Source organism: Sporosarcina sp. P2 (assembly GCF_002743255.1).
Lineage (GTDB): Bacteria > Bacillota > Bacilli > Bacillales_A > Planococcaceae > Sporosarcina.
Genome location: NZ_PDYY01000001.1, coordinates 228,309 through 251,393 on the forward strand (window position 1 = coordinate 228,309; position 23,085 = coordinate 251,393).

Here is a 23,085-nt window from a genome sequence, read left to right on the forward strand (position 1 = left end):
GGCTCCACCGATGCGTATCTTATACGTTCGGCAGTCGGCCTTTTCTTACATAGGATTTTATTTACGCATTATACATACATATACATAACTTATTTGGAGGTGGCTATTCATGCCGACGATTCAAAAACAGAACATCCCATTATTGCCACTTCGCGGAGTGATTGTTTATCCGACGATGCTATTACATATTGATGTAGGCCGTGAACGCTCGGTTTTCGCTATTGAACATTCATTAGCAGGTGATAGTCAAATTTTCCTTGCAACTCAGAAAGATCTAGGCTTGGAAAACCCTGAAATAGATGATTTATATGAAATAGGTACACTGGCGACTATCAAATCAATGACTCAATTACCAAATGGTACGTATCGTGTATTAATCGAAGGCATACATAGAGCAGCGTGGAGCAGTTACCAAGAAGCTGACCTGTATCCAGTTGTCAATGTCACATGTTATAAAGAAAGCGAAGAAAAAGACGCGGAAGCAGAAGCGCTAATGCGTTCACTTGTTGCACAGTTCAAACGATATGCGAAGAACAGCAAAAGAATTTCCGACGAAACACTGGAGACGGTTGAAAGCATTCAAGAACCCGGTAGGTTAGCAGATATGATCGCATCAAACTTGCCGTTAAAATTAACAGCAAAACAAGAAGTGCTTGAAATACTGGACGTGCCTGAACGTTTGGAATGGCTAATCAGTCGAATGTATAATGAACAGGAAATCATGGAGCTAGAACAAAAAATTAATGAACGCGTGAAAGATGCAATGGAACGCACGCAAAAAGAGTTTTATTTACGCGAACAATTAAAGGCGATTCAAACAGAGCTAGGCGATAAAGATGGTAAAGGTCTTGAAGTGTCCGAACTAAAAAAGAAAATTGAAGAAGCGAATATGCCGCAATCTGTTAGAGAGACAGCAGAGCGCGAGTTGGAACGTTATGAAAAGATTCCTTCCGCTTCAGCTGAAAGTGGCATTATTCGTAATTATATTGAGTGGCTCATTATGTTGCCATGGACTCATGCGACAGAAGATCAACTAGATTTGTCTCGGTCAGAAAAGATTTTGAATCGTGATCATGAAGGATTGGAAAACGTTAAAGAGCGAATTCTAGAGTATCTCGCGGTGCGTCAGATGACAAATTCTCTGCGTGGTCCGATTCTTTGCTTAGATGGTCCACCAGGAGTGGGTAAAACTTCTTTGGCCCGTTCTATTGCGGAGTCACTAGGACGTGAATTTGTCCGCCTATCTCTAGGTGGTGTCCGTGATGAATCTGAAATACGTGGTCATCGTCGAACGTATGTAGGCGCGATGCCTGGGCGTATTATCCAAAGTATGAAAAAGGCCGGCACTGTCAACCCAGTCTTCTTACTCGATGAAATCGATAAAATGTCTAATGATTTCCGAGGAGATCCATCGTCTGCTATGCTGGAAGTACTGGATCCTGAACAAAACAGTACTTTTAGTGATCATTATATAGAAGAGCCGTATGACCTTTCGAGTGTTTTATTCATTGCGACTTCAAATGATCTGGGGGCTATTCCCGGTCCATTGCGTGACCGTATGGAAATCATTTCGATTCCCGGTTATACAGAACAGGAAAAACAATCGATTGCGATCAATCATTTGATTCCGAAACAGATGAAAGAACACGGCCTCAAGAAGTCACAACTTCGTTTCCAGGAAGAAGCAGTTCTCGAAGTCGTACGTTACTATACACGTGAAGCTGGTGTCCGTTCACTTGAGCGAGAAATTGCCAGCATTTGTCGTAAAGCCGCGCGTCAAATTCTAGCAGGTGATAAAAAAAGTCTAACAGTGAGTCCGAAATCTTTAGAAGCCTTACTTGGCAAAAAGCGTTTCCGTTTTGGACAGGCAGAAACAGTCAATCAAGTAGGTATGGCAACTGGGCTAGCCTATACATCTGTGGGTGGAGATACATTGCAAATTGAAGTTTCATTATCTCCAGGTAAAGGTAAGTTATTACTGACAGGGAAACTTGGGGATGTTATGAAGGAATCCGCACAAACCGCTTTGTCCTATGTGCGTTCCAAAGCCATGACATTTCAAATAGATCCTGATTTCCATGAAAAATGGGATATTCATATTCACGTTCCTGAAGGCGCCACGCCAAAAGATGGACCTTCCGCGGGTATAACGATCGTAACGGCACTAGTATCCGCATTGACGGAACGCCCGATTCGCCGTGAAGTCGGTATGACAGGGGAAGTGACACTGCGTGGACGTGTATTGCCAATTGGTGGACTAAAACAAAAAACGCTGAGTGCGCATCGTGCAGGATTGCGAACAATTATCATCCCGTCAGATAATGAACGTGATCTAGATGATATTCCAGATAGTGTAAGAAAAGAATTGACATTTAAACTCGTGTCGGATGCTCATGAAGTACTCGATATCGCTTTGGAGGAAAAGAAATGAAAGTCCATAACGTAGAAATGATTATGAGTGCGGTTCGTCCTGAACAATATCCAACAGAAGGTTATCCTGAATTTGCGTTGGCCGGCCGCTCGAATGTAGGGAAATCTTCCTTTATTAATAAAATGATTGGGCGTAAAAGTTTGGCGCGTACATCTTCAAAGCCAGGAAAGACTCAAACGCTCAATTTCTATAAGATTGAGGAAAAATTATTTTTTGTTGACGTACCGGGGTACGGTTACGCCAAAGTGTCGAAAACTGAAAAAGAAAAATGGGGCGGTATGATCGAACAGTACATTACATCACGAGAAGAATTGCGTGCGGTAGTGCAGATTGTTGATTTACGTCACCCACCGACAAAAGATGACTGCATGATGCATGATTTCCTTTCTCATTACAATATCCCGACGATTGTCATAGCGACAAAAGCAGATAAAATACCTAAAGGTAAATGGGAGAAGCATAAGAAAATCGTTCGTACAACATTTAACATGGAGATACACGAGCCGCTCATCCTATTTTCCTCTGAAAAGGGTATTGGGATGGATGAAGCATGGCATGAAATTGAAAGTCGCATGTAAGTAACGATCTAATTTTATCGAATTGTTACATTATGACTTCAAACGATGTTCACAATTTGCATTCCGACTAAAGCGCTATGTATGTTATAATGAGTATAAGAAAATGATTCCGAAAGGTGTGAGCACCTAATGTATACAGTCGTTGTCGGTGTTAACCACCGAACCGCCCCTGTCGAAATTAGAGAGAAGCTATCATTCGTCGAGGCTGATTTGCCACAAGCGATGCAAACATTGCAACAGCAAAAGAGCATCTTGGAAAACATCATTATTTCTACTTGTAACCGCACAGAAATCTATGCGGTGGTGGATCAGATTCATACAGGACGATATTATATAAAAAGATTCCTAGCCGATTGGTTTTCTATTCCCATGGAGGACTTTTCGAGTCACTTGATCATTCATGAAGAAGATGGTGCAGTGGAACATTTATTACGTGTAACTGCAGGCATTGATTCCATGGTACTTGGGGAAACGCAAATATTAGGACAAGTTCGTAGTAGTTTTTTCGCTGCGCAAAATATTGGTACAACTGGTACCGTATTCAACGAATTGTTCAAGCAAGCGATTACGACAGCAAAAAGAGCACATACCGATACAGCAATTGGTGAAAATGCTGTGTCAGTTTCCTATGCAGCAGTAGAACTCGGAAGAAAGATTTTCGGTTCACTCAAGGATAAGCATATTGCGATTCTTGGTGCAGGTACGATGGGTGAATTAGCAGTTAAGAACTTGCAAGGAAGCGGTGTTGGGAAGATTACTGTAATCAACCGAACATTCTCCAAAGCAGAAATTCTAGCGGCGAAATTTAATGGTGAAGCGAAATCTATGCAAGAGTTGCAATGCTTATTACTAGAAGCAGATGTTTTAATCAGCTCTACTGGTGCTACTGAATATGTCATTGATTATGAATTGATGGATTTTGTAGAGAAACTACGTAAAGGCAAGCCGTTATTCATGGTGGATATCGCTGTGCCACGTGATCTTGATCCGAAAATCGGTGAACTAAGCAATGTATTCTTGTATGATATCGATGATCTACAAGGCATTGTCGAAGCAAATTTGGCTGAACGTAAGCGTGCAGCTGAAGAGATCGGTCTGATGATCGAACAGGAAGTAGTTGCCTTTAAGGATTGGTTAACAACGCTTGGTGTCGTGCCAATGATTTCTGCATTACGCAAGAAAGCAAGTCGTATTCAGAGCGAAACGATGCAGAGTATCGAAAATAAAATGCCCGATTTAACCGAACGTGAAAAGAAAGTGCTGAACAAGCATACAAAATCCATTATTAATCAATTGTTAAAAGAACCTATTTTACAGGCTAAAGAATTATCTACTGATAAAAAAGCAGCAGAGAAACTCGCTCTTTTCGAACAAATCTTTGGAATTTCTGAAGATGTCGTAACAGAAAAGGAACAGCTGGCATTACAAGCAAAAGAACGTCTTCAAAAGCGCGCTGATCGAAAATCAGATGGTGTGGATGTGACGAACTTACATTATCAACACTAATCCCAGGTGGTTCTGTATCTGTCTTTCACAAGAATGATACAGGCCCACTTTTTTATTGCAGTTAAATAGGCAATACATGCATAAATATTCGGTAAACTAGTAGAAAGATGCTTATTATGGATGCAATTATTTGCAGTAACACCCTCTCATTTGAGACAATATAGACGAACACTCCTTACTATCAAAAGAGAGGTTTTCGCTTGAAAGGCAGAGAATAGCATATGGTTGATTTAACCGTCGCAAGACTTCAGGAAGTCATGATTGTTCTTTATGCCCTCGGTCTTGTTTTTTACTTAATTGATTACTTGAAGAAGTCAAAAGTTGTTCATCGTACTGCTTTTTGGCTTATCGTTACCGTCTGGGTTACACAAACCGCGATTTTATCTCTTTATATAATTCAGATGAAGCGCTTTCCAGTATTATCGCTAGTTGAAGGAATCTATTTTTATGTATGGTTACTGGTCACATTATCTATTGTGTTCCAGTTGATTTATAAAGTGAACTTCATGGTGTTTTTCACAAATATCATTGGATTTGTATTTTTAATGATTCATGTCTTTTCCAATTTGAAATACACAGCATCCACTGTTGGTGATTCGCTTATTTCGGAAGTACTGTTTGTCCATATTACGTCAGCAATCCTCTCGTATGCAGTGTTCGCGTTAGCATTTGTTTTTGCTGTATTGTATTTGATTGTATATAACGTACTAAAAAGTAAGAAATTTGGAAAACGCTTTTCCAGTCTACCGAATTTGCATCAGACGATGATGGGAATGAAAATGTCGATCTATACTGGCATCCCGATTTTATTCGTCAGTTTATTATTCGGTGTTCAATGGGCGTATGTAGCGCTTGAGAATTGGTCTCTATTTGATGTAAAAATTATGGGATCCTTTGCAGTATTACTCATCTATTCTTCGGTTATTTATTTCAACTATAAGGGTAAGCTTCAATCAGTGGAGTTTGCTTGGATGACGATATTTGCATTTCTTTTAACGGTTGTGAATTTCTTTTTGGGCAGCACGCTGTCACAATTTCATTTATGGATATAAGAAAGGAAGAGTTTTTTGAGAAAAATTATTGTAGGTTCACGTAGAAGTAAGCTGGCATTGACTCAAACGAAATGGTTTATTGAACAAATGAAGCAAGCAGGTGCACCATTTGAATTTGAAGTAAAAGAAATTGTGACGAAGGGCGATCAAATCTTAGACGTCATGTTATCAAAAGTAGGCGGTAAAGGGTTATTCGTAAAAGAAATCCAGCAAGCATTATTTGATAAAGAAATTGATTTTGCCGTACATAGCATGAAAGATATGCCTGCGGTAATTCCAGATGGTTTAACAGTCGGCTGTATCCCTAAACGTGTGGATCCACGTGATGCTTACATCGCAAACGACCATGTTCGCTTCATGGATTTACCAGTAGGCGCGGTTGTTGGAACATCCAGTCTTCGTCGTAGCTCACAATTATTGATGTTGCGCCCAGATATTGAAATTAAGTGGATTCGTGGAAATATTGATACACGTCTACGTAAGCTCCAAGATGGTGAATTTGATGCAATCCTCTTGGCTGCGGCAGGACTTAAGCGTATGGGCTGGGATGACAGCATCGTCACAGAACACCTATCGCTCGAAGATTGTATTCCAGCAGTAGGACAAGGTGCATTAGCGATTGAATGTCGTGAAGACGATACAGAATTACTAAATGAACTAGCGAAATTAACAGATGAGAGCACATGGATTGAGCTACAAGCTGAGCGCACGTTCCTTAATGAAATGGATGGTTCTTGTCAAGTACCAATCGGAGGATTTGCAAAGTTTGATGGTAATGAAGTGGAAATGACTGGTTTCATCGCGTCTCCGGATGCAATTCAAGTGTTCCGTGAAACAGTGAAAGGAACAGATCCTGTTGCAGTGGGTAAAGAAGTCAGTAAAATTTTACGTGAACAAGGTGCTGCTGAAGTAATTGAGAAAGTGAAGGCGGAAATGGATGCGTAACGCTTTACCGTTAGCAGGAGAAACGGTTATTTTCACAGGAACACCAAAATCCACGGAAGCTGCCGAACTGGTGAAAAAGTATGGTGGCATTCCGGTTTCAATTCCTCTAATTGAAGTGGGAGAAATACAAAAGAAGGCTGATCAGCAAAAGTTGCAACAAGCAATGAAAGCTGATTGGCTCATTTTTACGAGCCAATCAGCAGTTGCTGCGTTCCGTGCAAAAATGTTGCGGTTCAATGTAACAGCAGATACGTTCAAAGGAAAAGTGGCTGCAGTCGGAACTCGAACAGCGGCAGCGTTAGATCGACTCGGCTTTGCCGTATCTTTCATTCCAAGCGTGTTTAGTGCAGATGTTTTCGTCAAACAGTTTAATCCAAAAGAGTCGGAACGATTACACGTGGTCTTTTTGAAAGGTACTCTTGCTGGTAGTTTGATTCGTGAGGAGTTGCCGTTTCATGTTTCAGAATGGACAGTCTATGAAACCAAAAGTGCAACGAGTGAAATAGATAAATTGTGTCGTTTTATACTTCATAAAAATCAAGTGTCCGTGTTGTTCGCAAGTCCGTCGGCGGTGGAAGTATTCTCTTCACGGATTGCCCCGAAAACAACATGGTTCGGCTTTACGGTTTGCGCGATCGGACATGTTACGGAACGCGCACTGTTAAAAGTGGGTGCGCCTGTTCACGTTAAGCCAAAAACGTATACATTAGTCGAGCTAGTCCATGAACTGGCTAAACGAAAGGGAGAGTTCACAAATGAGTCCAATAGAATTTAAGCGTCATCGTAGACTTCGTACACATCCTACCGTTCGAGCGATGGTTAGAGAGACAGAAATTAAAGCAGCGGATTTCATTTATCCTATCTTTGTTACAGAAGGCGAGAACGTGCGTAATCCAATCGCTTCTATGCCAGGAGTAGATCAGTTTTCTATTGATTTATTATTAAAAGAAACGGATGAAGTCGTCGAATTAGGTATTTCATCTATTATTTTATTCGGCATACCTTCGGAAAAAGATGCAACGGGTACTGAAGCATATGACGACGAAGGAATCATTCAACGTGCAACACGTGCAGTGAAAGAACGGCATCCGCAATTGGTCGTTGTAGCGGATACTTGTTTATGCGAGTATACAGACCACGGTCACTGTGGCGTTATTCACGACAATGATGTAGATAACGATGCTAGTCTCGTTCTGCTAGCGAAGACAGCAGTCAGTCAAGCAAAAGCGGGAGCGGATATCATTGCACCTTCGAATATGATGGATGGTTTTGTAGCGGTCATTCGTCAAGCGCTAGATGATGCAGGGTTCCAAAACATTCCCATTATGTCGTATGCAGTTAAATATGCGTCTGCTTATTACGGTCCATTCCGTGAAGCGGCGCAATCCACACCACAATTTGGCGATCGTAAAACGTATCAAATGGATCCAGCAAATCGTATGGAAGCAATGCGTGAAGCGGAATCTGATATTCTTGAAGGCGCAGATTTCTTAATTGTTAAGCCAGCATTGTCTTATCTCGATATCATTCGCGACGTAAAAAATCATGTACTCCTACCTGTCGTGGCATATAACGTCAGTGGGGAATACGCAATGGTCAAAGCGGCTGCATTAAACGGCTGGGTAGACGAGAAGAAAATTGTGTTAGAAACATTAACAAGTATGAAGCGTGCAGGTGCAGATATCATCATGACATATCATGCAAAAGATGCAGCTCGCTGGTTGGAGGAGAAATAATATGGGACAAAAAACATATACGAAATCTGAAGAAGCGTTTAAAATAGCAGTGGATTTAATGCCAGGTGGCGTCAACTCACCAGTGCGTGCTTTCAAATCAGTTAATATGGATCCGATCTTTATGGAAAGTGGTAAAGGTGCGATTATTAAGGATATCGATGGCAATGAATATATTGACTACGTTCTATCTTGGGGTCCTCTAATCCTAGGACACACACATCCTGACGTAGTATCTGCAATGCAGAAAGTAGCTGAAACAGGTACAAGTTTCGGAGCGCCTACACTTCTGGAAAATGAATTGGCAGAGCTTGTAATCGACCGTGTACCATCCATCGAGATGGTACGTATGGTGTCTTCTGGTACAGAAGCAACAATGAGTGCACTTCGTTTAGCACGTGGCTATACGAAGCGTAACAAGATCCTTAAATTCGAAGGTTGCTATCACGGGCATGCGGATTCCTTACTTATTAAAGCAGGTTCGGGTGTTGCTACTTTAGGTTTGCCTGATAGCCCTGGAGTGCCTGAAACGATTGCACAAAACACGATCACGGTCCCGTATAACGATCTGGAAAGTGTTAAATTGGCCATTAAAGAGTATGGAGACGATCTAGCTGCAATTATTGTAGAACCGGTTGCAGGAAACATGGGTGTTGTAGGACCGGATAGTGGCTTCCTTAAAGGCTTACGTGAGTTAACAGAAGAAAACGGTTCATTATTAATTTTCGATGAAGTCATGACTGGATTCCGTGTAGGATATAAATGTGCACAAGGTCACTTCAACGTCAAACCCGACCTTACATGTCTTGGTAAAGTTATCGGTGGTGGACTGCCTGTAGGAGCATACGGCGGTTCTCGCGAGATTATGGAACATGTAGCACCGGCAGGAACTATTTATCAAGCGGGTACATTGTCTGGTAACCCGTTAGCTATGACGGCAGGTATTGAAACGTTGAGAAAGTTGACGCCAAAAACATACGAACACTTCATCAAGCTTGGCGATCAGTTGGAAGAAGGTTTCCGCGCAGCAGCGAAAGCTAATAATATTCCACATACCGTCAACCGTGCTGGTTCGATGATCGGGTTCTTCTTTACGGATCAACGTGTCAATAACTACGATAAAGCGAAAACTTCCGATTTGGAACTGTTCGCAGAGTATTACCGTCTAATGGCAGAAGAAGGTATTTTCTTACCACCTTCCCAATTTGAAGGTATGTTCTTGTCAGCAGCCCACACAGAAGAGCATATCGCGAAGACTGTGGAAGCTTTCCATACAGTGTTTGAGAAGTTGAAACGATAATCTTGAAGCGTCAAGCAGATTTTATTGCTTGGCGCTTTTATGTTCATTTTTTATGATGATGGCGCGGTGTTGGCGAGGATTGGCGCGGTTTTCAGATGTTATGGCGCGGTCTTCGGGATCAATAGCGCGGTGTACGCTGGCATTTGCGCGGTGTGCTGTCCTTTTGGCGCGATGCTAGGCTTTAATAGCGCGGTTGCGATCGTTTCATTCCCATTCCCATTCCACATTATACTTCACTTCTAAATTCCTTTATTTCTTCATATAGTAGCCTGAGTTAAGAAAAGGAGTGAAGCGAAAATGACAACACATCAATGGACATTGCAAGAGTCTTTTTATTTCCCTGTGGAGTACGGGGCATTTGCTAAATCGGCTGAGGTAAAGGTGACGCCAGGGTTTACGGAAGAACGTACGGAAGATGCAATCCGTTTGCAAGGGATCTATCATATCGCGGCAAACGTTGTATTTGATGCAGACAAGCAAGTAGAATTGGCAACTGAAGATGTATTAGTCATTCATGACGTGGAAGTAGAAAACAATAAAGGATATTTTGAATATGCTGTGCCTTTGAATGTTGATCTACCAGTAGAACTCGATGGCGACTTGCAACTGGAAGTGCGAGATATTAAATCTTCATCACAGGAAGACGGGGGATTGAAACTGGAGTGGACCGTTCACTTGAAACAGGAAGAGCCCGTACAAGAACCGGTTGTAATTGAAGAAGAGCCTGCAGCACTACAGTTCGTAGCTGCCTCGACATCTCATTTAGAATTTCTTGCAAATGCTGATCGTGCGGTTGAACAAGTAAATAATGAAATGGAAGACTTTCTCTTATACATCGCCGAGATGGATGACGATATAACGAGAAAGATCTTCCACTCAAATAATGTTTTTGTAGAAGCAGAAGGACAAAGCAGCGAGTAAGCAAAATACTAAAAAATCGCCAGTGGTCGGGATAAGTAGTAATCGAATCAATTGAAACACGGTGATCGGGATGATACAGCCTTTACAGTAAAATCTCGTTTTCCGAAGCCACGGCGGCAACAGATAGGGATTATAACCTTTTCGCATCGTTCACCATCCTTTCTCTATAGACTGCTATTCAGTTGACGGACTCTACATGTTTCGCTTATAATAATGTGTATATGAATATAAATGCGAAGAGTAGGAAAGTACATGTGAACCGTTTTCTTTAGAGAGGGTACGATTGGTGGAACGTACCTGGAAACCGCATATGGAAGTCCCCTATGAGCAGTTTCTGTGAAATATGAGTAGCAGGAACCGGTGAAGACCGTTACCAAATCATGAAGATGTAATGCTTTTTGCGTTCATAAATAAAGGTGGTACCACGAGCTCCTTCGTCCTTTTACCGGGATGAGTGGGGCTTTTTTGTATCCCTTTTTATTTGAAGGAGGAAATGAAATGACTGACGAATTGACGATGCCGACCAAATACGATCCGCAGGCAGTGGAAAAAGGACGTTATGAATGGTGGCTTGAAGGTAAGTATTTTGAATCGAATGTAAAAAGCGAGAAAAAACCGTATACAATTGTGATCCCACCACCGAACGTTACCGGAAAGCTTCACTTAGGACACGCATGGGATACGACTTTACAGGATATGCTCATCCGCATGAAGCGTATGCAAGGGTATGACGCACTATGGTTGCCGGGAATGGACCACGCAGGAATTGCGACACAAGCAAGAGTAGAAGAAAAACTTCGCGCCGATGGTAAAACACGTTATGATCTTGGACGTGAAAACTTTGTACAAGAAACATGGAAATGGAAAGAAGAATACGCGAGCCATATCCGTGCACAATGGGCGAAGCTTGGTCTAGCTCTTGACTACTCACAAGAGCGCTTTACTTTGGATGAAGGATTGTCAAAAGCAGTACGTGAAGTATTTGTTAAGTTGTATGAGAAAAAGCTGATCTACCGCGGAGAGTATATCATCAACTGGGACCCTGCAACGAAGACAGCGATATCTGATATCGAAGTTATTCATAAAGATGTGCAAGGTGCATTCTATCATATGCGCTACCCATTGGCAGATGGCACAGACTCGATTGAAATAGCGACAACACGTCCTGAAACGATGCTTGGTGATACAGCTGTTGCAGTTCACCCCGATGACGAACGCTACCAGCATTTGATCGGTAAGATGGTTAAATTGCCAATCGTAGGACGCGAGATTCCGATCGTAGCGGATGACTACGTAGAAATGGATTTCGGAAGCGGTGCAGTGAAAATTACACCTGCGCATGACCCGAATGACTTTGAAATAGGTAACCGTCATAACTTGCCACGTGTGCTCGTCATGAATGAAGATGGCACGATGAATAAATTAGCAGGCAAGTACGAAGGCATGGATCGTTTCGAATGCCGTAAACAAATCGTCAAAGACTTACAAGAGATGAATGTGCTATTTGAAATTGAAGACCATATGCACTCTGTCGGACACTCGGAACGAAGTGGCGCGGTAGTGGAGCCGTATCTATCTACACAATGGTTCGTCAATATGCAGCCACTTGCCGAGCAAGCAATCAATCTGCAGAAAAATGAAGAAGAAAAAGTGACGTTTGTTCCTGAACGTTTCGAGAAAACCTACTTAGGATGGATGGAAAATGTCCATGACTGGTGTATTTCTCGTCAACTATGGTGGGGCCATCGAATTCCGGCTTGGTATCACAACACAACAGGTGAAGTCTATGTGGGTCAAGAAGCTCCAGCTGATGAAGAAAACTGGACTCAGGACAATGACGTACTAGATACTTGGTTCTCATCTGCCTTATGGCCATTTTCAACTATGGGCTGGCCAGATGTTGACAGCGAAACATTCAAAAAATATTACCCAACAGATGCCCTTGTTACAGGATATGATATTATCTTCTTTTGGGTGTCCCGCATGATTTTCCAAGCTCTTGAATTCACGGAAGAGCGTCCATTCAAGGATGTCTTGATCCACGGATTAGTACGCGCGGAAGACGGGCGAAAAATGTCTAAATCTCTCGGTAACGGTGTAGATCCAATGGACGTAATTGAGCAGTACGGTGCAGACGCATTGCGTTACTTCTTGGCAACAGGTTCTTCACCAGGACAAGATCTACGTTACTCTACAGAAAAAGTAGAAGCGATCTGGAACTTTGCCAATAAAATTTGGAATGCTTCCCGTTTCGCCTCAATGAATATGGATGGCATGACATATGAAGAAATCGATTTGTCAGGAGAGAAATCTGTTGCAGATGCATGGATTTTAACTCGTTTGAATGAAACAATTGAATCGGTAACTAGCTTGGCTGACCGGTATGAGTTCGGTGAAATGGGCCGCGCGTTATATAACTTCATCTGGGATGATTTCTGTGACTGGTATATCGAAATGGCGAAATTGCCACTATACGGTGAAGACGAAGCAGCGAAAAAAATGACACGTTCGGTTCTTGCGCATGTTTTAGATCAGACGATGCGTTTATTGCACCCATTGATGCCTTTCATAACAGAAGAGATCTGGCAGAACCTTCCCCATGAAGGTGAGTCGATTACAGTAGCACAGTGGCCTGAAGTGGATGCGGCTATGATGGACAAGTCGCGTGCTTCGGATATGAAATTGTTGATGGATATCATCAAATCCGTGCGTAATATCCGTGCAGAAGTGAATACACCGATGAGTCGTAAAGTCGATTTGTATATTTCAGCGAAAGACGAGAAGACCGTGGCGGTACTTGAAGAGAACCGTAACTATCTTGTGCGATTCTGTAATCCTGAAACATTAACAATTGGTGTGAAAGTGAATGCGCCAGGCAAAACGATGTCAGCAGTCGTGACGGGTGCAGAGCTGTACTTGCCACTTGAAGGATTGATTGATATAGACGAAGAGTTGGCTCGTTTGACGAAGGAACTTGGCAAGTGGCAAGGTGAAGTGAAGCGGGTTCAAGGCAAGTTGTCGAATGAACGTTTTACTGCGAAAGCACCTGAGTCAGTTGTTGAAGAAGAGCGTGCGAAAGAGAAGGATTATTTGGAGAAGTACGCGGCGGTTGAGCGTCGTATTGCAGAGTTGAAAGAGATTTAAAAGTAGTTTAAAAAAGAAGGCCTATTCGACAGTGTGATGCTGTTGAATGGGCTTTTTTTAATGTTGAAGTAGAGAGTGGTGGGATGAAAGGATGCCTTCATAAAGTGCGCGCGGTAGGCCAACCAGTTCGCTTTGCCCTCTTTGGTTGTCTCGCTTGTCCGACTAATGCTCTGAGAGTTGCCGTTCCTATGCCTGAATTCCTACTTTTTGAGGAGGAAATAGTTTAATAAGTAAAAACCAAAACCATCTAAGTCAATGTTCTTATAAAAACATAGTACCCTATAAATAGTGTTATTGGATTCTTATGGGTATAATTGAATTCATAATATTTAGACCGTGTGTAGAAGGTTGTTTATGGATTTTTTGTTAAGTCGGCTTAGCTTTGCAGTTAAGTTAAAAAAATCCGCATTATAGGATGTTTTACCACGTGTATTCCGGCCGTGTATCTACTGTATATTTACTTTACAGCTATGAATATGTAAAGGGGAGAAGCGCATGTTAATTAAACCGAAGAAATTGCAACGTGGTGATCGGATCGCAACAGTGAGCCCTTCGTGGGGAGACGCAGGAGAACCGGAAATTAGGTGGCGGTACGAACAAGGCGTAAAGAGATTAGAAGATCTATTCGAACTAACTATCGTGCCAATGCCAAACAGTTTAAAAGGAGCCGACTTTCTCTATGAAAACCCGAAAGCTCGTGCAGAAGATCTAATGGCGGCATTTAGCGATCCCAATATTAAAGGGATCATTGCGAATATCGGTGGGGAGGACAGTATCCGATTACTTCCATACATTGATTTTGACGTAATACGAGAAAATCCAAAAGTCTTCATGGGATACTCTGATGTTACGGTATCGCATTTATTTTGTCATAAAGCGGGAATTTCTTCATTCTACGGACCCGCAATATTAACTGATTTTGCCGAGAATGTTGAAATGGATTCCTACACGGTCGAGATGGTGAATCGAATTCTCTTTTCTAATGAAATCATAGGTGAGATACAACCGGCTGAAAGATGGACAAGCGAGCGGTTGGAATGGATCGAGTCGAATAAGAGTAAGCGGCGTACGATGAATCAGAATACTGGATACGAACTACTTCAGGGCTCTGGTATTGTGCAAGGCCGATTGATTGGTGGATGTATCGAAGTATTGGAATTTGCGAAGGGTACGGCGATTTGGCCCGAAGACAAGTATTGGAACGATAGTATAGTATTCTTTGAAACATCCGAAGAGAAGCCTGATCCTAGTTTGATTCGATACTGGTTAAGAAATTATGCAGCACAAGGAATTTTACATCATGTGAATGGGATAATTTTCGCGAAGCCTCAAGACGAGAAATACTTTGATGAGTATAAAGAGGAAATCCTTACTGTGATGAAAGAGTATGACTTGGAGCATTTGCCTATTTTGTATAACTTGAACTTCGGTCATACGGAACCTAAATGCATTTTACCATATGGAGCGTTGGCGAAAATAGATTGTATACGAAAGACGTTTTCAATTGTAGAGAGTGGCGTTGAGTAAAATAGTTAAGAAATGGGGTGTTTATAATATTTACTGATCGGCAGTTACAAATGTTCATTGAAGGGGAGATTATGGGGGATACTTTTCCTTATGATAGTGATGATGAACAGGAAGTCTTGGCACATATCAATCGGTTATTTTATCGAATCTGTCGTATCCACAATGTGGTCTGCGAAGCGGAATGGGATCATTTCGGCAGCGGCTATGCTTCCTTTGTGGAGTTTTTTTGTTATCGGAAAGAAGATTATATAACCGTACAAGAAAAGTATGGAATGCGTGAGATAGAGATAAAAGGTATTATACTTTATGTAAGTCGTCTAGCATCAGTTGCTATAATGGGTGAAGATGTAAGGTGTAGAACAATTCGGATAGAGACGGCTGAGGAAGTAAGTGGTGGATATGGTTCAATACTTGATACACCTACTTCGCTAGCTGTTAGTGAGGAATTGGAAACACTAGCAACAGAATTACAGAAAGCTTTACAAGAGTTTAATTACAAATTATTAGCTGCGAATGAGATGAGTACGCCACTATTGTTTAAAACAAAAATACCGACGATTTATCGGAATGAGCGACAATATCTAGTCTTGGATGCGATCTTTTATTGGGAAGATTAATAATGGTAGGGAGAAAGCATATGAGAGACTAGCTAGCATATTTCCTGACGACTTAAAATCTTATATAGAAGGGAAAAGTATGTTTGTGAAGGAATTAGAGCGAAAAGCGCTTAGTTGGTACGATACAAAAGAGTGATATTTAGAAGGAAAACTGAAAAATAGAAAGATGTTGAAGATATTCGGGAAGTTAGGAATCGTAGTATTTTCCACACTTCCACTAACCGATCTAGTTTACATAATATAATTATAGATCTAAGCGGAAAGGAGTTTAGCTATGCAAGCAATTAGTGAAACTCTATGTATTGTTTTTCCTTTCATTGTACCGTCACTAATTGTAGTCTTTGTCATAAAGAGATTGGATCAGAAAACTAATCTAGGTTCGTTGGCTAAGAAAAAACCGAAGTGCGCTCAGTCATGATTAGACAGTCTGATACCACTTGGAATGTTGATTGGTTGTAAACTGGTTTGCTAATTAGTATGATCTCTCCCATTTCATTAAGAAAGAAGAGATGTAATGATAGAAGCTACAGTCTAGACAAGGGGAATTCGGTAGTATGAATAAGCAGTATCTGCGCTAGTAGCTATACGTACAGTTAAGTCAGTAACTTCTAGAAAATACGTTTTATGAATGACGTGAGGAGAAAATAGAATGAGTAAAACAAAATCTACTTCCGAAACTTGTATCATAGTTCTTCATGAAATATACGGTATCAATCAATTTATGAAAGACATATGTGTTGCGTTGTCTGAGAAGGACTTCGATGTGATCTGCCCAAATCTGTTGCCTCAAGAAACACCTTTTGATTATTCACAAGAAGAGGTAGCTTATGAAAATTTTATGCAGCATGATAGTTTCGAAAACAACGCACGTAAGGTAAAAGAGTTATTGGTGGAGATGAAGGACCAGTACGAAAAAGTATTTATACTTGGATTCAGTGTAGGAGCGACAATTGCTTGGCTCTGCAGCGAAGAAGAGTGCGTAGATGGGATGGTTGGATACTACGGATCACGAATACGAGATTATGCAGGAATGAACCCCACTTGTCCAACTTTGTTGTACTTTCCGAATACCGAGAAGTCATTTGATGTGAAAGAAATGGTTTTGAAATTAGAAAAGCCGAATGTGGAGGTATATACGTACGATGGGAAGCATGGATTTAGTGATCCATACGCTTTTGCATACAATGAAGAATTAGCTCATATTACCTTTAAGCAAACGATAGACTTCTTTAGAAATAATTGAAAGAATTGTGTAGGGGGAAGCACTTCATGAATAGAAGTGCTTTTGCTGTTTAGATATATTGATAGAATAAACCGAACTGTGTATCGTACCATAACAGTGTGCCATGTTTTCTCAAAGGTAGACGTGTTTGAAAACTCCATTCAGGATACTGTTTGATAATCTGGACATGATCGCCAGTCGCGAATGCGATAAAGGAGATATAATGATCTTTTGTCATCGGGTGGTCGCTTGAGATAAAACGTTCATTATCGATTTCTTCAATCGTAAGTTTTTCTTCGTCGCTCGCTTTCTTCGCTTGTAGCGCTTCGAGTTTCCTGCCACAGCAAGATAGTGTAATATTTCCCGTTGCCAATACAATATTATTACAAGATGGACAGACAAAGTACTTTGATTTTTTCATATTTCCTCCTATAAACTCATTAGACAGTACTTCACCGTCTAAAATATTTTCTATATTCACACCAAGTAGCTTAGATAGATTGGATAAAAGTGTTACATCCGGACAACCATATCCGCGCTCCCACTTTGAAATCGTTCGATCCGAAATATTCATTTGATCGGCTAATTGTTTCTGGGTGAATCCTTTTTCTTTGCGTAATGTATATATTAATTCACCAACTTTACTTGTATCCATCGGTTTCCCTCCTGCTCTCTATTATCATAGGCGAATATCCAACAGGCATCAACAAACGTTCCGTGGAGTTTGTTACACTTATATATACTGGCGTGGTTAATTTACTAGATACTATAAAAAGAGTAGATCTGAGATAGTAGAAAGCAAGGTGAGTAGGAATGAAACAGCATTGCTGCGAAGACATGGCGTATCATGCAACTTTTACATGTGACGTACACAAAGACCCGTATGATTGTCCTGATCAATTGATTCTTTTTGATAAAACAGATCAAGATTACGGATTGTTAATTCATGATGGAGGTACTTCAAGTATCGGGATTTCATTTTGCCCATGGTGTGGAAGTACATTATTGGAAAGGGGATAGAATATGAATAAACTTTAAACGTACGCTGTCGCAATTGCGTTTTTAGCACTCGTCTTTTTCTTCGTTCTTTCAGTAGTAACGAGTAATTGGAAGTTTTTCTTGTGGAGTATCATACCGATCCTTTTATGGCTAATGACGGCTTTCCTAGCTAAAGTCAACGCTAGAGATTAAATGGAGTACATCTCTCTACGTAAAAGGGCTGTTACCGAATATCATAATGACTTTCGGTAACAGCCCATATGTTTACAACCACAACGTTTCCCCAATAAGCAACTTTTTTAATCGATTTTCATCCAACTGCAATCTTCTCCACTCAGCATTCAGCCTTTCAACAGCTTCCGGCCCTGTATCATCCGCTAAATGATAAGCTCCATAATGTATCGGAATGAATATTTTTCCAGCCAGATCCAAAAATCCTTTCACTGCATACTCGGGAGTTAGGTGACTTTCCTTCATAAACCATTCCGGCTCGTACGCTCCAATCGGCATGAGCACCGTATCAATAGTGAACTTCTTGGCAATCTCTTGAAAACCTCGGAAATATCCCGTATCCCCAACGAAGTAAATCGATTGCTCAGCACTTTCGATAATCCAGCCGCCCCAATGGGAAGTATTCGTGTCCGTCATGGTCCGTTTTGTCCAATGTTGTGCTGGAACAAATGTGAACTTTGTGCTTTCAAACACGAATGAGTCAAACCATTCCGCTTCGATGACCTTTTTAAATCCTCTTATCTGAAATTTACTGCGTAGGCCAACTGGAACAAAATAGCTAGGATTACCTTTTAGATGTCTGATCGTGCCAAAGTCCAAATGATCATAATGTCCGTGTGAAATAATTACAACGTCAATCTCTGGCAATTCAACGAGTGCGACTCCTGGTTCCGTCAATCGTTTCTGAAAACCCATCCGCTTTGCCCAGACTGGGTCCGTAATTATGTTGAGCCCGTTGATTTGAATCAAACATGTAGCGTGTCCAATCCAAGTAATGGATGCTTTCGACCGATTAATAGCGAGTTTTTCTATTTCTTTATCTGGCGCTTGCTCGATTACGATACGTAAATCTTTCTTTCCCTCATTACGTTCTATCTGCCACCGAATCATTTCTCGCAGGGTCTTACGCGTATCTACGTTATCTAAATTAGTATAGCGTTTTCTCCTCATGATTCATCACTCAACTGATTTTTGATATACTTCAATAATTTCTTCGCTACTGAAAACTCATGTGTTTGATAGAGTGAACGGGCACCAACGGGATCCTCGATTTCATTCAGTAACCAGCCGCCTTTAATTGGAAGTATGAAATCAATGCCGATATAATCGCTAGAAATTGCCCGGGAAATCGTTTGAACTTGTTTGGTTTCAGTGTCGTTCAACGTATACTTTTCCACGGTGCCGCCCAATGTGTAATTGGATTTGAATGAATCTTTCGCGCCTGTTCGTTTCACTGCACCTAACAATTCATTACCGAGCATAAACACACGGATGTCCGTCGCGTCAGATTCGATGAAAGGTTGTGCAATTAGTTTAGTAGGATCGAATTGATTTAGGATATCTTCTGTTTGTTGTGCAGATTCACATAGAAATACTTCGCTTCCGCCGTGACCCCCGCGTGTTTTCAGTATAAAAGGCAATGTAGGAAGTTGATCCACTCTGAATGTGGGGACTGCGGGAATACCAAGCAGGGAAGCCAGTTCAAATGTACGTAGTTTATCATTGGCGATTTTTTGTATACTCGCTCGATTGAACACACGATAACCGGCTTGTTCCAATTCTAAGGCTAATTCAGGATCACGATCGCGGAATAAAATGAAATCAAGCGGTTCAGCAGGTGAATCCGTTATCAACTCCACGTTCATATCTAATACCTTCGCTTCTTTTAATAGATCGTCGATAAACGCATGATTCCGCTTCGCTTCCTCCTCATTATAGTAGATGGCACCTTTCATTTAATCTTCTCCAATATATACGCAATCATTGCATCAGCGACGTTGATACCGGTGACGTTCAACAGGTTGCGGATATGTGCCGCGCCGTTCACTTCACAAACCAGGGGTTGTTCATCGGCACCGAATAACAAATCTACTCCTGCGAATTCTGCACCAACTGCTTTTGCAGCTTCCATAGCCAATGTTTCCTGAGCGGACGTCAATTTTACAACTTCAGCTACGCCGCCGTTCGTAATATTTGCGCGGAAATCCGTCTCTGAATGGCGATACATGGCCGCAATGATTTGATCGCCCACTATATTGACGCGTAAGTCCCGCCCTCTACTTGTCTCGATGAACTCTTGAAAGACATAATCGACACCACGCAACTCATCGACTTTTTCATAGAAAGCTTCTTTCGTTTCGATCAAATACACTTTCATACCAAATGAGCCATGACCTTCTTTAATGATCATGGGCAAGCTGAGCGTTTCAAGGACGTTCTCGTAATAGCCACTATCTGCAATCGAAAAGTTTGGATAGACCTTCGGTGCGATGATCGTTTTCGGCATCGCGACACCGTGCTTCGCGAGTTCAAGATACTGCTTGGCTTTATTATCACATGTCTCAATAACTTCAGGATCATTGAAGACGGGGATTCCTGCATTTTTTAAATACTGTCCAAGCAATGTATCTTTATCGAGGAAGACGACGAAATCAGGGGCATCTTTTATCTGATTTTGCACATCCATCTGCACCTCATAATTTTTTAAGAGTGTCGCCTGTACCCCAACATTTTCTGCCGCTTCTTGTACAAGCCGCGCTTGATCGGCAAATTTATCACTCGTTAAACTACCATTATAAATAACCCAACAACTTTTCAATCCCCACGCCACCTTTGCTATACTGTATATAACTTAATTTTAGCACAGGAGGAATTTCTTTGATTCCAAAACTTGATGAATATAAAAAACAATTTGACATAATGAGTGACGACGAGATTAAACCTGGATTAGATGCAATAGAAAAGGCATTGGCGAGTGTATTGAACCCCGAGAAAGACTTGCGGATTATTCATGTGGCGGGTACGAACGGGAAAGGTTCGACGATTGCAGTAATGGAAGCGGTGTTACAAGCGCATGGATTTGAGACCGGTGTGTTTTCTTCACCGGCCATATTGGATATATATGATCAGATTCGGATCAATGGAAAGCCGATTGCGCAAGAGGAATTGGAATATGTGTTTGAGGAGATGGAAGCAGCAGGATTGAGCGGTTTGCTGACGGACTTTGAATTGCTGACGGTGGCAGCGTTTTTAGCGTTCCGTAATGCAGGACCGGACTACGTCTTGCTTGAGACGGGGATGGGTGGTAGATACGACTGCACGAATGTGGTGACGCCTTTAGTGTCCGTCATCACGTCGATTGCGCTGGATCATACGGGGTTTCTAGGGGATTCAGTTGAAAAGATTGCCGCGCATAAAGCTGGCATTATTAAGCCGTATATTCCAGTCGTTGTAGGGGAATTTCCAAAAGAAGCGAAAGAGATTGTCTTGGCAGAGGCGAAGTCGAATAAAAGTTTAGTACGTGCGTATGACGAAGAATTCACAATGAAGCAAGGAACTATGGAGACCTTCTGCGGTATGTATACATTTGAAATTCCGGTGCGTAATATGAAAGGGCCACATCAAGCAATTAATCTTGCCGTTGCTCTAGAAGCATTATCATTGGCGGGGGTACCTTTAAAACAAGATCATGTGGCTAAAGCTGTAGAAAATGTAGCTTTGCCGTTTAGATTCCAAAAGCTTGCAGAACACGTTTATGTGGATGGAGCTCATAATCCTGCTGCTGCGCGTATGTTGGTACGTACTATTTCCGAGCAATTTCCAGGAAAGAAAGTGGATTGGATTGTAGGAATGTTGAATACGAAAGATTATAAAGCAACGTTGGAGATTTTAGCACCACTTGCGAATAGTTTTACGTTTGTGGATTTTTCGCATGCACAAGCTGCAAAAGCGAAGGATTTACAAGCGGTTTGCCCTATAGAGACGAGTCGTGTGATTTCGTTTGAAGAAGTCGATGTAACAAGTTCGAAAAAAAACATAAAGGTAGTTGTTGGCTCTCTTTACTTATTAAGTAGTTTAATGAGACAATAGGCTTAATAAAGTTAGTTTTATAGACCATTACGTTTAGGAAAGGGTATTTAGTTTTAGTAGGAGAATATAAACGGGAGGAATGTCATGTCATGAATACTACGAAAGAAAAAGGATTTACACTAGTCGAAATTCTAGCGGCTTTGACAATTTTGGGTATTGTATTCGTTAGTTTCATGACGATTTTTTCTCAAATGAATGTATTTAATACTCGGACAGAATCTAAACTTGAAACGATCCATTTGGCTAAAAAAGAATTGATTTTTTGGAAAGAGAATCCGATGCCGTTAGAGAATAATGAAGGGGTTTCAGTTCTAAAGAAAGATACTGAATCGTCATCTGATTTTATTTTTTATACATATACACGTCAAGATGAACCTAAATACGAATACCGTGTGAAATACCGTGTACCATCAGACTTGAAATCTTTCACAGAAACTTCTGTTACACTCCATAGATTGCAAATTTCTATTTATGAGAATAGCAAGGAAATTAGTGAGACGTTTGGTTATGTGGAGGATGGGGCTCTATGAATGTAAAGTGGACAATAAGAAAGAATCAGCAAGGAATGTCTGTTGTTGAACTATTAGCAACGCTACTACTTGTTTCCTTGGTATCTGTAATTATCTGGACAACATTCTCAATAAGTACTCGAATGAATACATCGGAGACGGCAAAATTACGCTTACAGCAAGAGATAAATTATATTGCGACAGAAGCACAACGTTTACATCGTAAGTGTTCAAGTTATGAATTTGTTGTGAAGCCTCAAAGAGTGAGCGTTCGAAATTGCCGAACGTCATCTCAAACTATAGAAGATTATATTCTTAGTACGAACTTTCTGTATTATACAGATCAAAAAAATCCAGAAGCTACTGAAGAAAGATTCTATGTAAACGCAAAGAGAGGGAATTTAGAAATATCAAAGTTTTGGGTTGTAAATCCAAAAAACGATAAATTGAAAGTATCCATCCCATTGGAATTATCCAGATATAAGGAAGCCCCTTGAGGA

22 protein-coding genes and 1 other annotated feature are annotated in these 23,085 nt (G+C 41.2%); of the genes, 17 read left to right on the plus strand and 5 right to left on the minus strand.

Annotated elements, in window-relative coordinates; translation table 11 throughout:
• The first annotated feature begins 109 nt into the window (after positions 1–109).
• The 8 genes from lon to hemL all read left to right on the plus strand — a co-directional run bounded on the left by lon (position 110) and on the right by hemL (position 9,545).
• On the plus strand, positions 110–2,431 hold the full coding sequence (lon, locus tag CSV67_RS01080; RefSeq protein ID WP_099629781.1) for an endopeptidase La: 2,322 nt from the start codon (positions 110–112) through the stop codon (positions 2,429–2,431).
• Positions 2,428–3,009 (plus strand): ribosome biogenesis GTP-binding protein YihA/YsxC, encoded by a 582-nt coding sequence (gene yihA, locus CSV67_RS01085; protein ID WP_099629782.1) that lies wholly within the window; start codon positions 2,428–2,430, stop codon positions 3,007–3,009. The genes lon and yihA overlap by 4 nt, the downstream gene beginning before the upstream one ends.
• A 129-nt stretch (positions 3,010–3,138) precedes the next feature.
• Positions 3,139–4,515, plus strand: a complete 1,377-nt coding sequence (hemA, locus tag CSV67_RS01090; RefSeq protein WP_099629783.1) for a glutamyl-tRNA reductase — start codon at positions 3,139–3,141, stop codon at positions 4,513–4,515.
• Between the two features lie 221 nt (positions 4,516–4,736).
• On the plus strand, positions 4,737–5,567 hold the full coding sequence (ccsA, locus tag CSV67_RS01095) for a cytochrome c biogenesis protein CcsA (protein WP_099629784.1): 831 nt from the start codon (positions 4,737–4,739) through the stop codon (positions 5,565–5,567).
• A 15-nt stretch (positions 5,568–5,582) separates the two neighbouring features.
• Positions 5,583–6,512: a hydroxymethylbilane synthase gene (hemC, locus tag CSV67_RS01100; protein ID WP_099629785.1), complete on the plus strand. Its 930-nt coding sequence runs from the start codon at positions 5,583–5,585 to the stop codon at positions 6,510–6,512.
• Positions 6,505–7,287: a uroporphyrinogen-III synthase gene (locus tag CSV67_RS01105; RefSeq protein WP_099629786.1), complete on the plus strand. Its 783-nt coding sequence runs from the start codon at positions 6,505–6,507 to the stop codon at positions 7,285–7,287. Before hemC ends, CSV67_RS01105 begins: the two co-directional genes overlap by 8 nt.
• On the plus strand, positions 7,268–8,248 hold the full coding sequence (gene hemB / locus CSV67_RS01110) for a porphobilinogen synthase (protein ID WP_099629787.1): 981 nt from the start codon (positions 7,268–7,270) through the stop codon (positions 8,246–8,248). Before CSV67_RS01105 ends, hemB begins: the two co-directional genes overlap by 20 nt.
• Before the next feature lies 1 nt (position 8,249).
• Entirely contained in the window at positions 8,250–9,545 is a 1,296-nt protein-coding gene (hemL, locus tag CSV67_RS01115) for a glutamate-1-semialdehyde 2,1-aminomutase (RefSeq protein ID WP_099629788.1), read from the plus strand.
• 98 nt (positions 9,546–9,643) lie between these two features.
• Here the strand turns inward: hemL and CSV67_RS16970 are convergent, their stop codons facing one another.
• Entirely contained in the window at positions 9,644–9,772 is a 129-nt protein-coding gene (locus tag CSV67_RS16970) for a hypothetical protein (RefSeq protein WP_255397313.1), read from the minus strand.
• A 70-nt stretch (positions 9,773–9,842) separates the two neighbouring features.
• Here CSV67_RS16970 and CSV67_RS01120 point away from each other — a divergent pair, with 70 nt between their 5' ends.
• The 5 genes from CSV67_RS01120 to CSV67_RS01145 all read left to right on the plus strand — a co-directional run bounded on the left by CSV67_RS01120 (position 9,843) and on the right by CSV67_RS01145 (position 16,997).
• Entirely contained in the window at positions 9,843–10,466 is a 624-nt protein-coding gene (locus CSV67_RS01120; RefSeq protein WP_099629789.1) for a hypothetical protein, read from the plus strand.
• A 227-nt stretch (positions 10,467–10,693) separates the two neighbouring features.
• Positions 10,694–10,911, plus strand: a binding site (T-box leader).
• Positions 10,912–10,964: 53 nt separating this feature from the next.
• Entirely contained in the window at positions 10,965–13,610 is a 2,646-nt protein-coding gene (locus tag CSV67_RS01130) for a valine--tRNA ligase (RefSeq protein WP_099629791.1), read from the plus strand.
• Positions 13,611–14,105: 495 nt separating this feature from the next.
• On the plus strand, positions 14,106–15,137 hold the full coding sequence (locus CSV67_RS01135) for a S66 family peptidase (protein ID WP_099629792.1): 1,032 nt from the start codon (positions 14,106–14,108) through the stop codon (positions 15,135–15,137).
• A gap of 50 nt (positions 15,138–15,187) precedes the next feature.
• The gene (locus CSV67_RS01140) at positions 15,188–15,754 is read left to right on the plus strand and encodes a hypothetical protein (protein ID WP_158232855.1); all 567 of its coding nucleotides are present in this window, start codon (positions 15,188–15,190) and stop codon (positions 15,752–15,754) included.
• 649 nt (positions 15,755–16,403) lie between these two features.
• Positions 16,404–16,997 carry a dienelactone hydrolase family protein gene (locus CSV67_RS01145; RefSeq protein WP_099629794.1) on the plus strand — a complete coding sequence of 198 codons (594 nt, stop codon included), beginning with the start codon at positions 16,404–16,406 and terminating at the stop codon, positions 16,995–16,997.
• Between the two features lie 49 nt (positions 16,998–17,046).
• Here CSV67_RS01145 and CSV67_RS01150 read toward each other — a convergent pair whose 3' ends face one another.
• The gene (locus CSV67_RS01150) at positions 17,047–17,631 is read right to left on the minus strand and encodes a helix-turn-helix domain-containing protein (RefSeq protein ID WP_099629795.1); all 585 of its coding nucleotides are present in this window, start codon (positions 17,629–17,631) and stop codon (positions 17,047–17,049) included.
• Between the two features lie 158 nt (positions 17,632–17,789).
• On the opposite strand from CSV67_RS01150, the gene CSV67_RS01155 reads away from it, so the two are divergent.
• Entirely contained in the window at positions 17,790–17,996 is a 207-nt protein-coding gene (locus CSV67_RS01155; protein ID WP_099629796.1) for a DUF6980 family protein, read from the plus strand.
• A 243-nt stretch (positions 17,997–18,239) separates the two neighbouring features.
• Here CSV67_RS01155 and CSV67_RS01160 read toward each other — a convergent pair whose 3' ends face one another.
• The 3 genes from CSV67_RS01160 to CSV67_RS01170 are packed head-to-tail and all read right to left on the minus strand — an operon-like array spanning position 18,240 to position 20,805.
• Positions 18,240–19,157 carry an MBL fold metallo-hydrolase gene (locus CSV67_RS01160; RefSeq protein ID WP_099629797.1) on the minus strand — a complete coding sequence of 306 codons (918 nt, stop codon included), beginning with the start codon at positions 19,155–19,157 and terminating at the stop codon, positions 18,240–18,242.
• Entirely contained in the window at positions 19,154–19,942 is a 789-nt protein-coding gene (locus tag CSV67_RS01165) for an ATP-grasp domain-containing protein (protein WP_099629798.1), read from the minus strand. Before CSV67_RS01165 ends, CSV67_RS01160 begins: the two co-directional genes overlap by 4 nt.
• Positions 19,939–20,805, minus strand: a complete 867-nt coding sequence (locus CSV67_RS01170) for an ATP-grasp domain-containing protein (RefSeq protein WP_099629799.1) — start codon at positions 20,803–20,805, stop codon at positions 19,939–19,941. The genes CSV67_RS01165 and CSV67_RS01170 overlap by 4 nt, the downstream gene beginning before the upstream one ends.
• Before the next feature lie 59 nt (positions 20,806–20,864).
• Between CSV67_RS01170 and CSV67_RS01175 the strand changes: the two genes are divergently transcribed.
• From CSV67_RS01175 to CSV67_RS01185, 3 genes are all read left to right on the plus strand, one after another.
• Entirely contained in the window at positions 20,865–22,076 is a 1,212-nt protein-coding gene (locus CSV67_RS01175; RefSeq protein ID WP_099629800.1) for a bifunctional folylpolyglutamate synthase/dihydrofolate synthase, read from the plus strand.
• An 89-nt stretch (positions 22,077–22,165) separates the two neighbouring features.
• The gene (locus CSV67_RS01180; RefSeq protein ID WP_099629801.1) at positions 22,166–22,606 is read left to right on the plus strand and encodes a type II secretion system protein; all 441 of its coding nucleotides are present in this window, start codon (positions 22,166–22,168) and stop codon (positions 22,604–22,606) included.
• Positions 22,603–23,082, plus strand: coding sequence for a hypothetical protein (locus CSV67_RS01185; RefSeq protein WP_099629802.1), 480 nt, complete (start codon positions 22,603–22,605; stop codon positions 23,080–23,082). Before CSV67_RS01180 ends, CSV67_RS01185 begins: the two co-directional genes overlap by 4 nt.
• Positions 23,083–23,085 lie beyond the last annotated feature (3 nt).

Excerpts from the sequence above, each read along its gene's own strand:
- hemA (WP_099629783.1), top strand. The coding sequence starts at position 3,139 with ATGTATACAGTCGTTGTCGGTGTTAACCACCGAACCGCCCCTGTCGAA.
- CSV67_RS01155 (WP_099629796.1), top strand. The coding sequence starts at position 17,790 with ATGAAACAGCATTGCTGCGAAGACATGGCGTATCATGCAACTTTTACA.
- lon (WP_099629781.1), top strand. The coding sequence starts at position 110 with ATGCCGACGATTCAAAAACAGAACATCCCATTATTGCCACTTCGCGGA.
- CSV67_RS01150 (WP_099629795.1), bottom strand. The coding sequence starts at position 17,631 with ATGGATACAAGTAAAGTTGGTGAATTAATATATACATTACGCAAAGAA.
- yihA (WP_099629782.1), top strand. The coding sequence starts at position 2,428 with ATGAAAGTCCATAACGTAGAAATGATTATGAGTGCGGTTCGTCCTGAA.
- CSV67_RS01135 (WP_099629792.1), top strand. The coding sequence starts at position 14,106 with ATGTTAATTAAACCGAAGAAATTGCAACGTGGTGATCGGATCGCAACA.
- CSV67_RS01180 (WP_099629801.1), top strand. The coding sequence starts at position 22,166 with ATGAATACTACGAAAGAAAAAGGATTTACACTAGTCGAAATTCTAGCG.
- CSV67_RS01185 (WP_099629802.1), top strand. The coding sequence starts at position 22,603 with ATGAATGTAAAGTGGACAATAAGAAAGAATCAGCAAGGAATGTCTGTT.
- ccsA (WP_099629784.1), top strand. The coding sequence starts at position 4,737 with ATGGTTGATTTAACCGTCGCAAGACTTCAGGAAGTCATGATTGTTCTT.
- CSV67_RS01105 (WP_099629786.1), top strand. The coding sequence starts at position 6,505 with ATGCGTAACGCTTTACCGTTAGCAGGAGAAACGGTTATTTTCACAGGA.
- CSV67_RS16970 (WP_255397313.1), bottom strand. The coding sequence starts at position 9,772 with ATGTGGAATGGGAATGGGAATGAAACGATCGCAACCGCGCTATTAAAG.
- hemL (WP_099629788.1), top strand. The coding sequence starts at position 8,250 with ATGGGACAAAAAACATATACGAAATCTGAAGAAGCGTTTAAAATAGCA.
- CSV67_RS01165 (WP_099629798.1), bottom strand. The coding sequence starts at position 19,942 with ATGAAAGGTGCCATCTACTATAATGAGGAGGAAGCGAAGCGGAATCAT.
- CSV67_RS01160 (WP_099629797.1), bottom strand. The coding sequence starts at position 19,157 with ATGAGGAGAAAACGCTATACTAATTTAGATAACGTAGATACGCGTAAG.
- CSV67_RS01120 (WP_099629789.1), top strand. The coding sequence starts at position 9,843 with ATGACAACACATCAATGGACATTGCAAGAGTCTTTTTATTTCCCTGTG.
- hemB (WP_099629787.1), top strand. The coding sequence starts at position 7,268 with ATGAGTCCAATAGAATTTAAGCGTCATCGTAGACTTCGTACACATCCT.
- CSV67_RS01130 (WP_099629791.1), top strand. The coding sequence starts at position 10,965 with ATGACTGACGAATTGACGATGCCGACCAAATACGATCCGCAGGCAGTG.
- CSV67_RS01140 (WP_158232855.1), top strand. The coding sequence starts at position 15,188 with ATGTTCATTGAAGGGGAGATTATGGGGGATACTTTTCCTTATGATAGT.
- CSV67_RS01145 (WP_099629794.1), top strand. The coding sequence starts at position 16,404 with ATGAGTAAAACAAAATCTACTTCCGAAACTTGTATCATAGTTCTTCAT.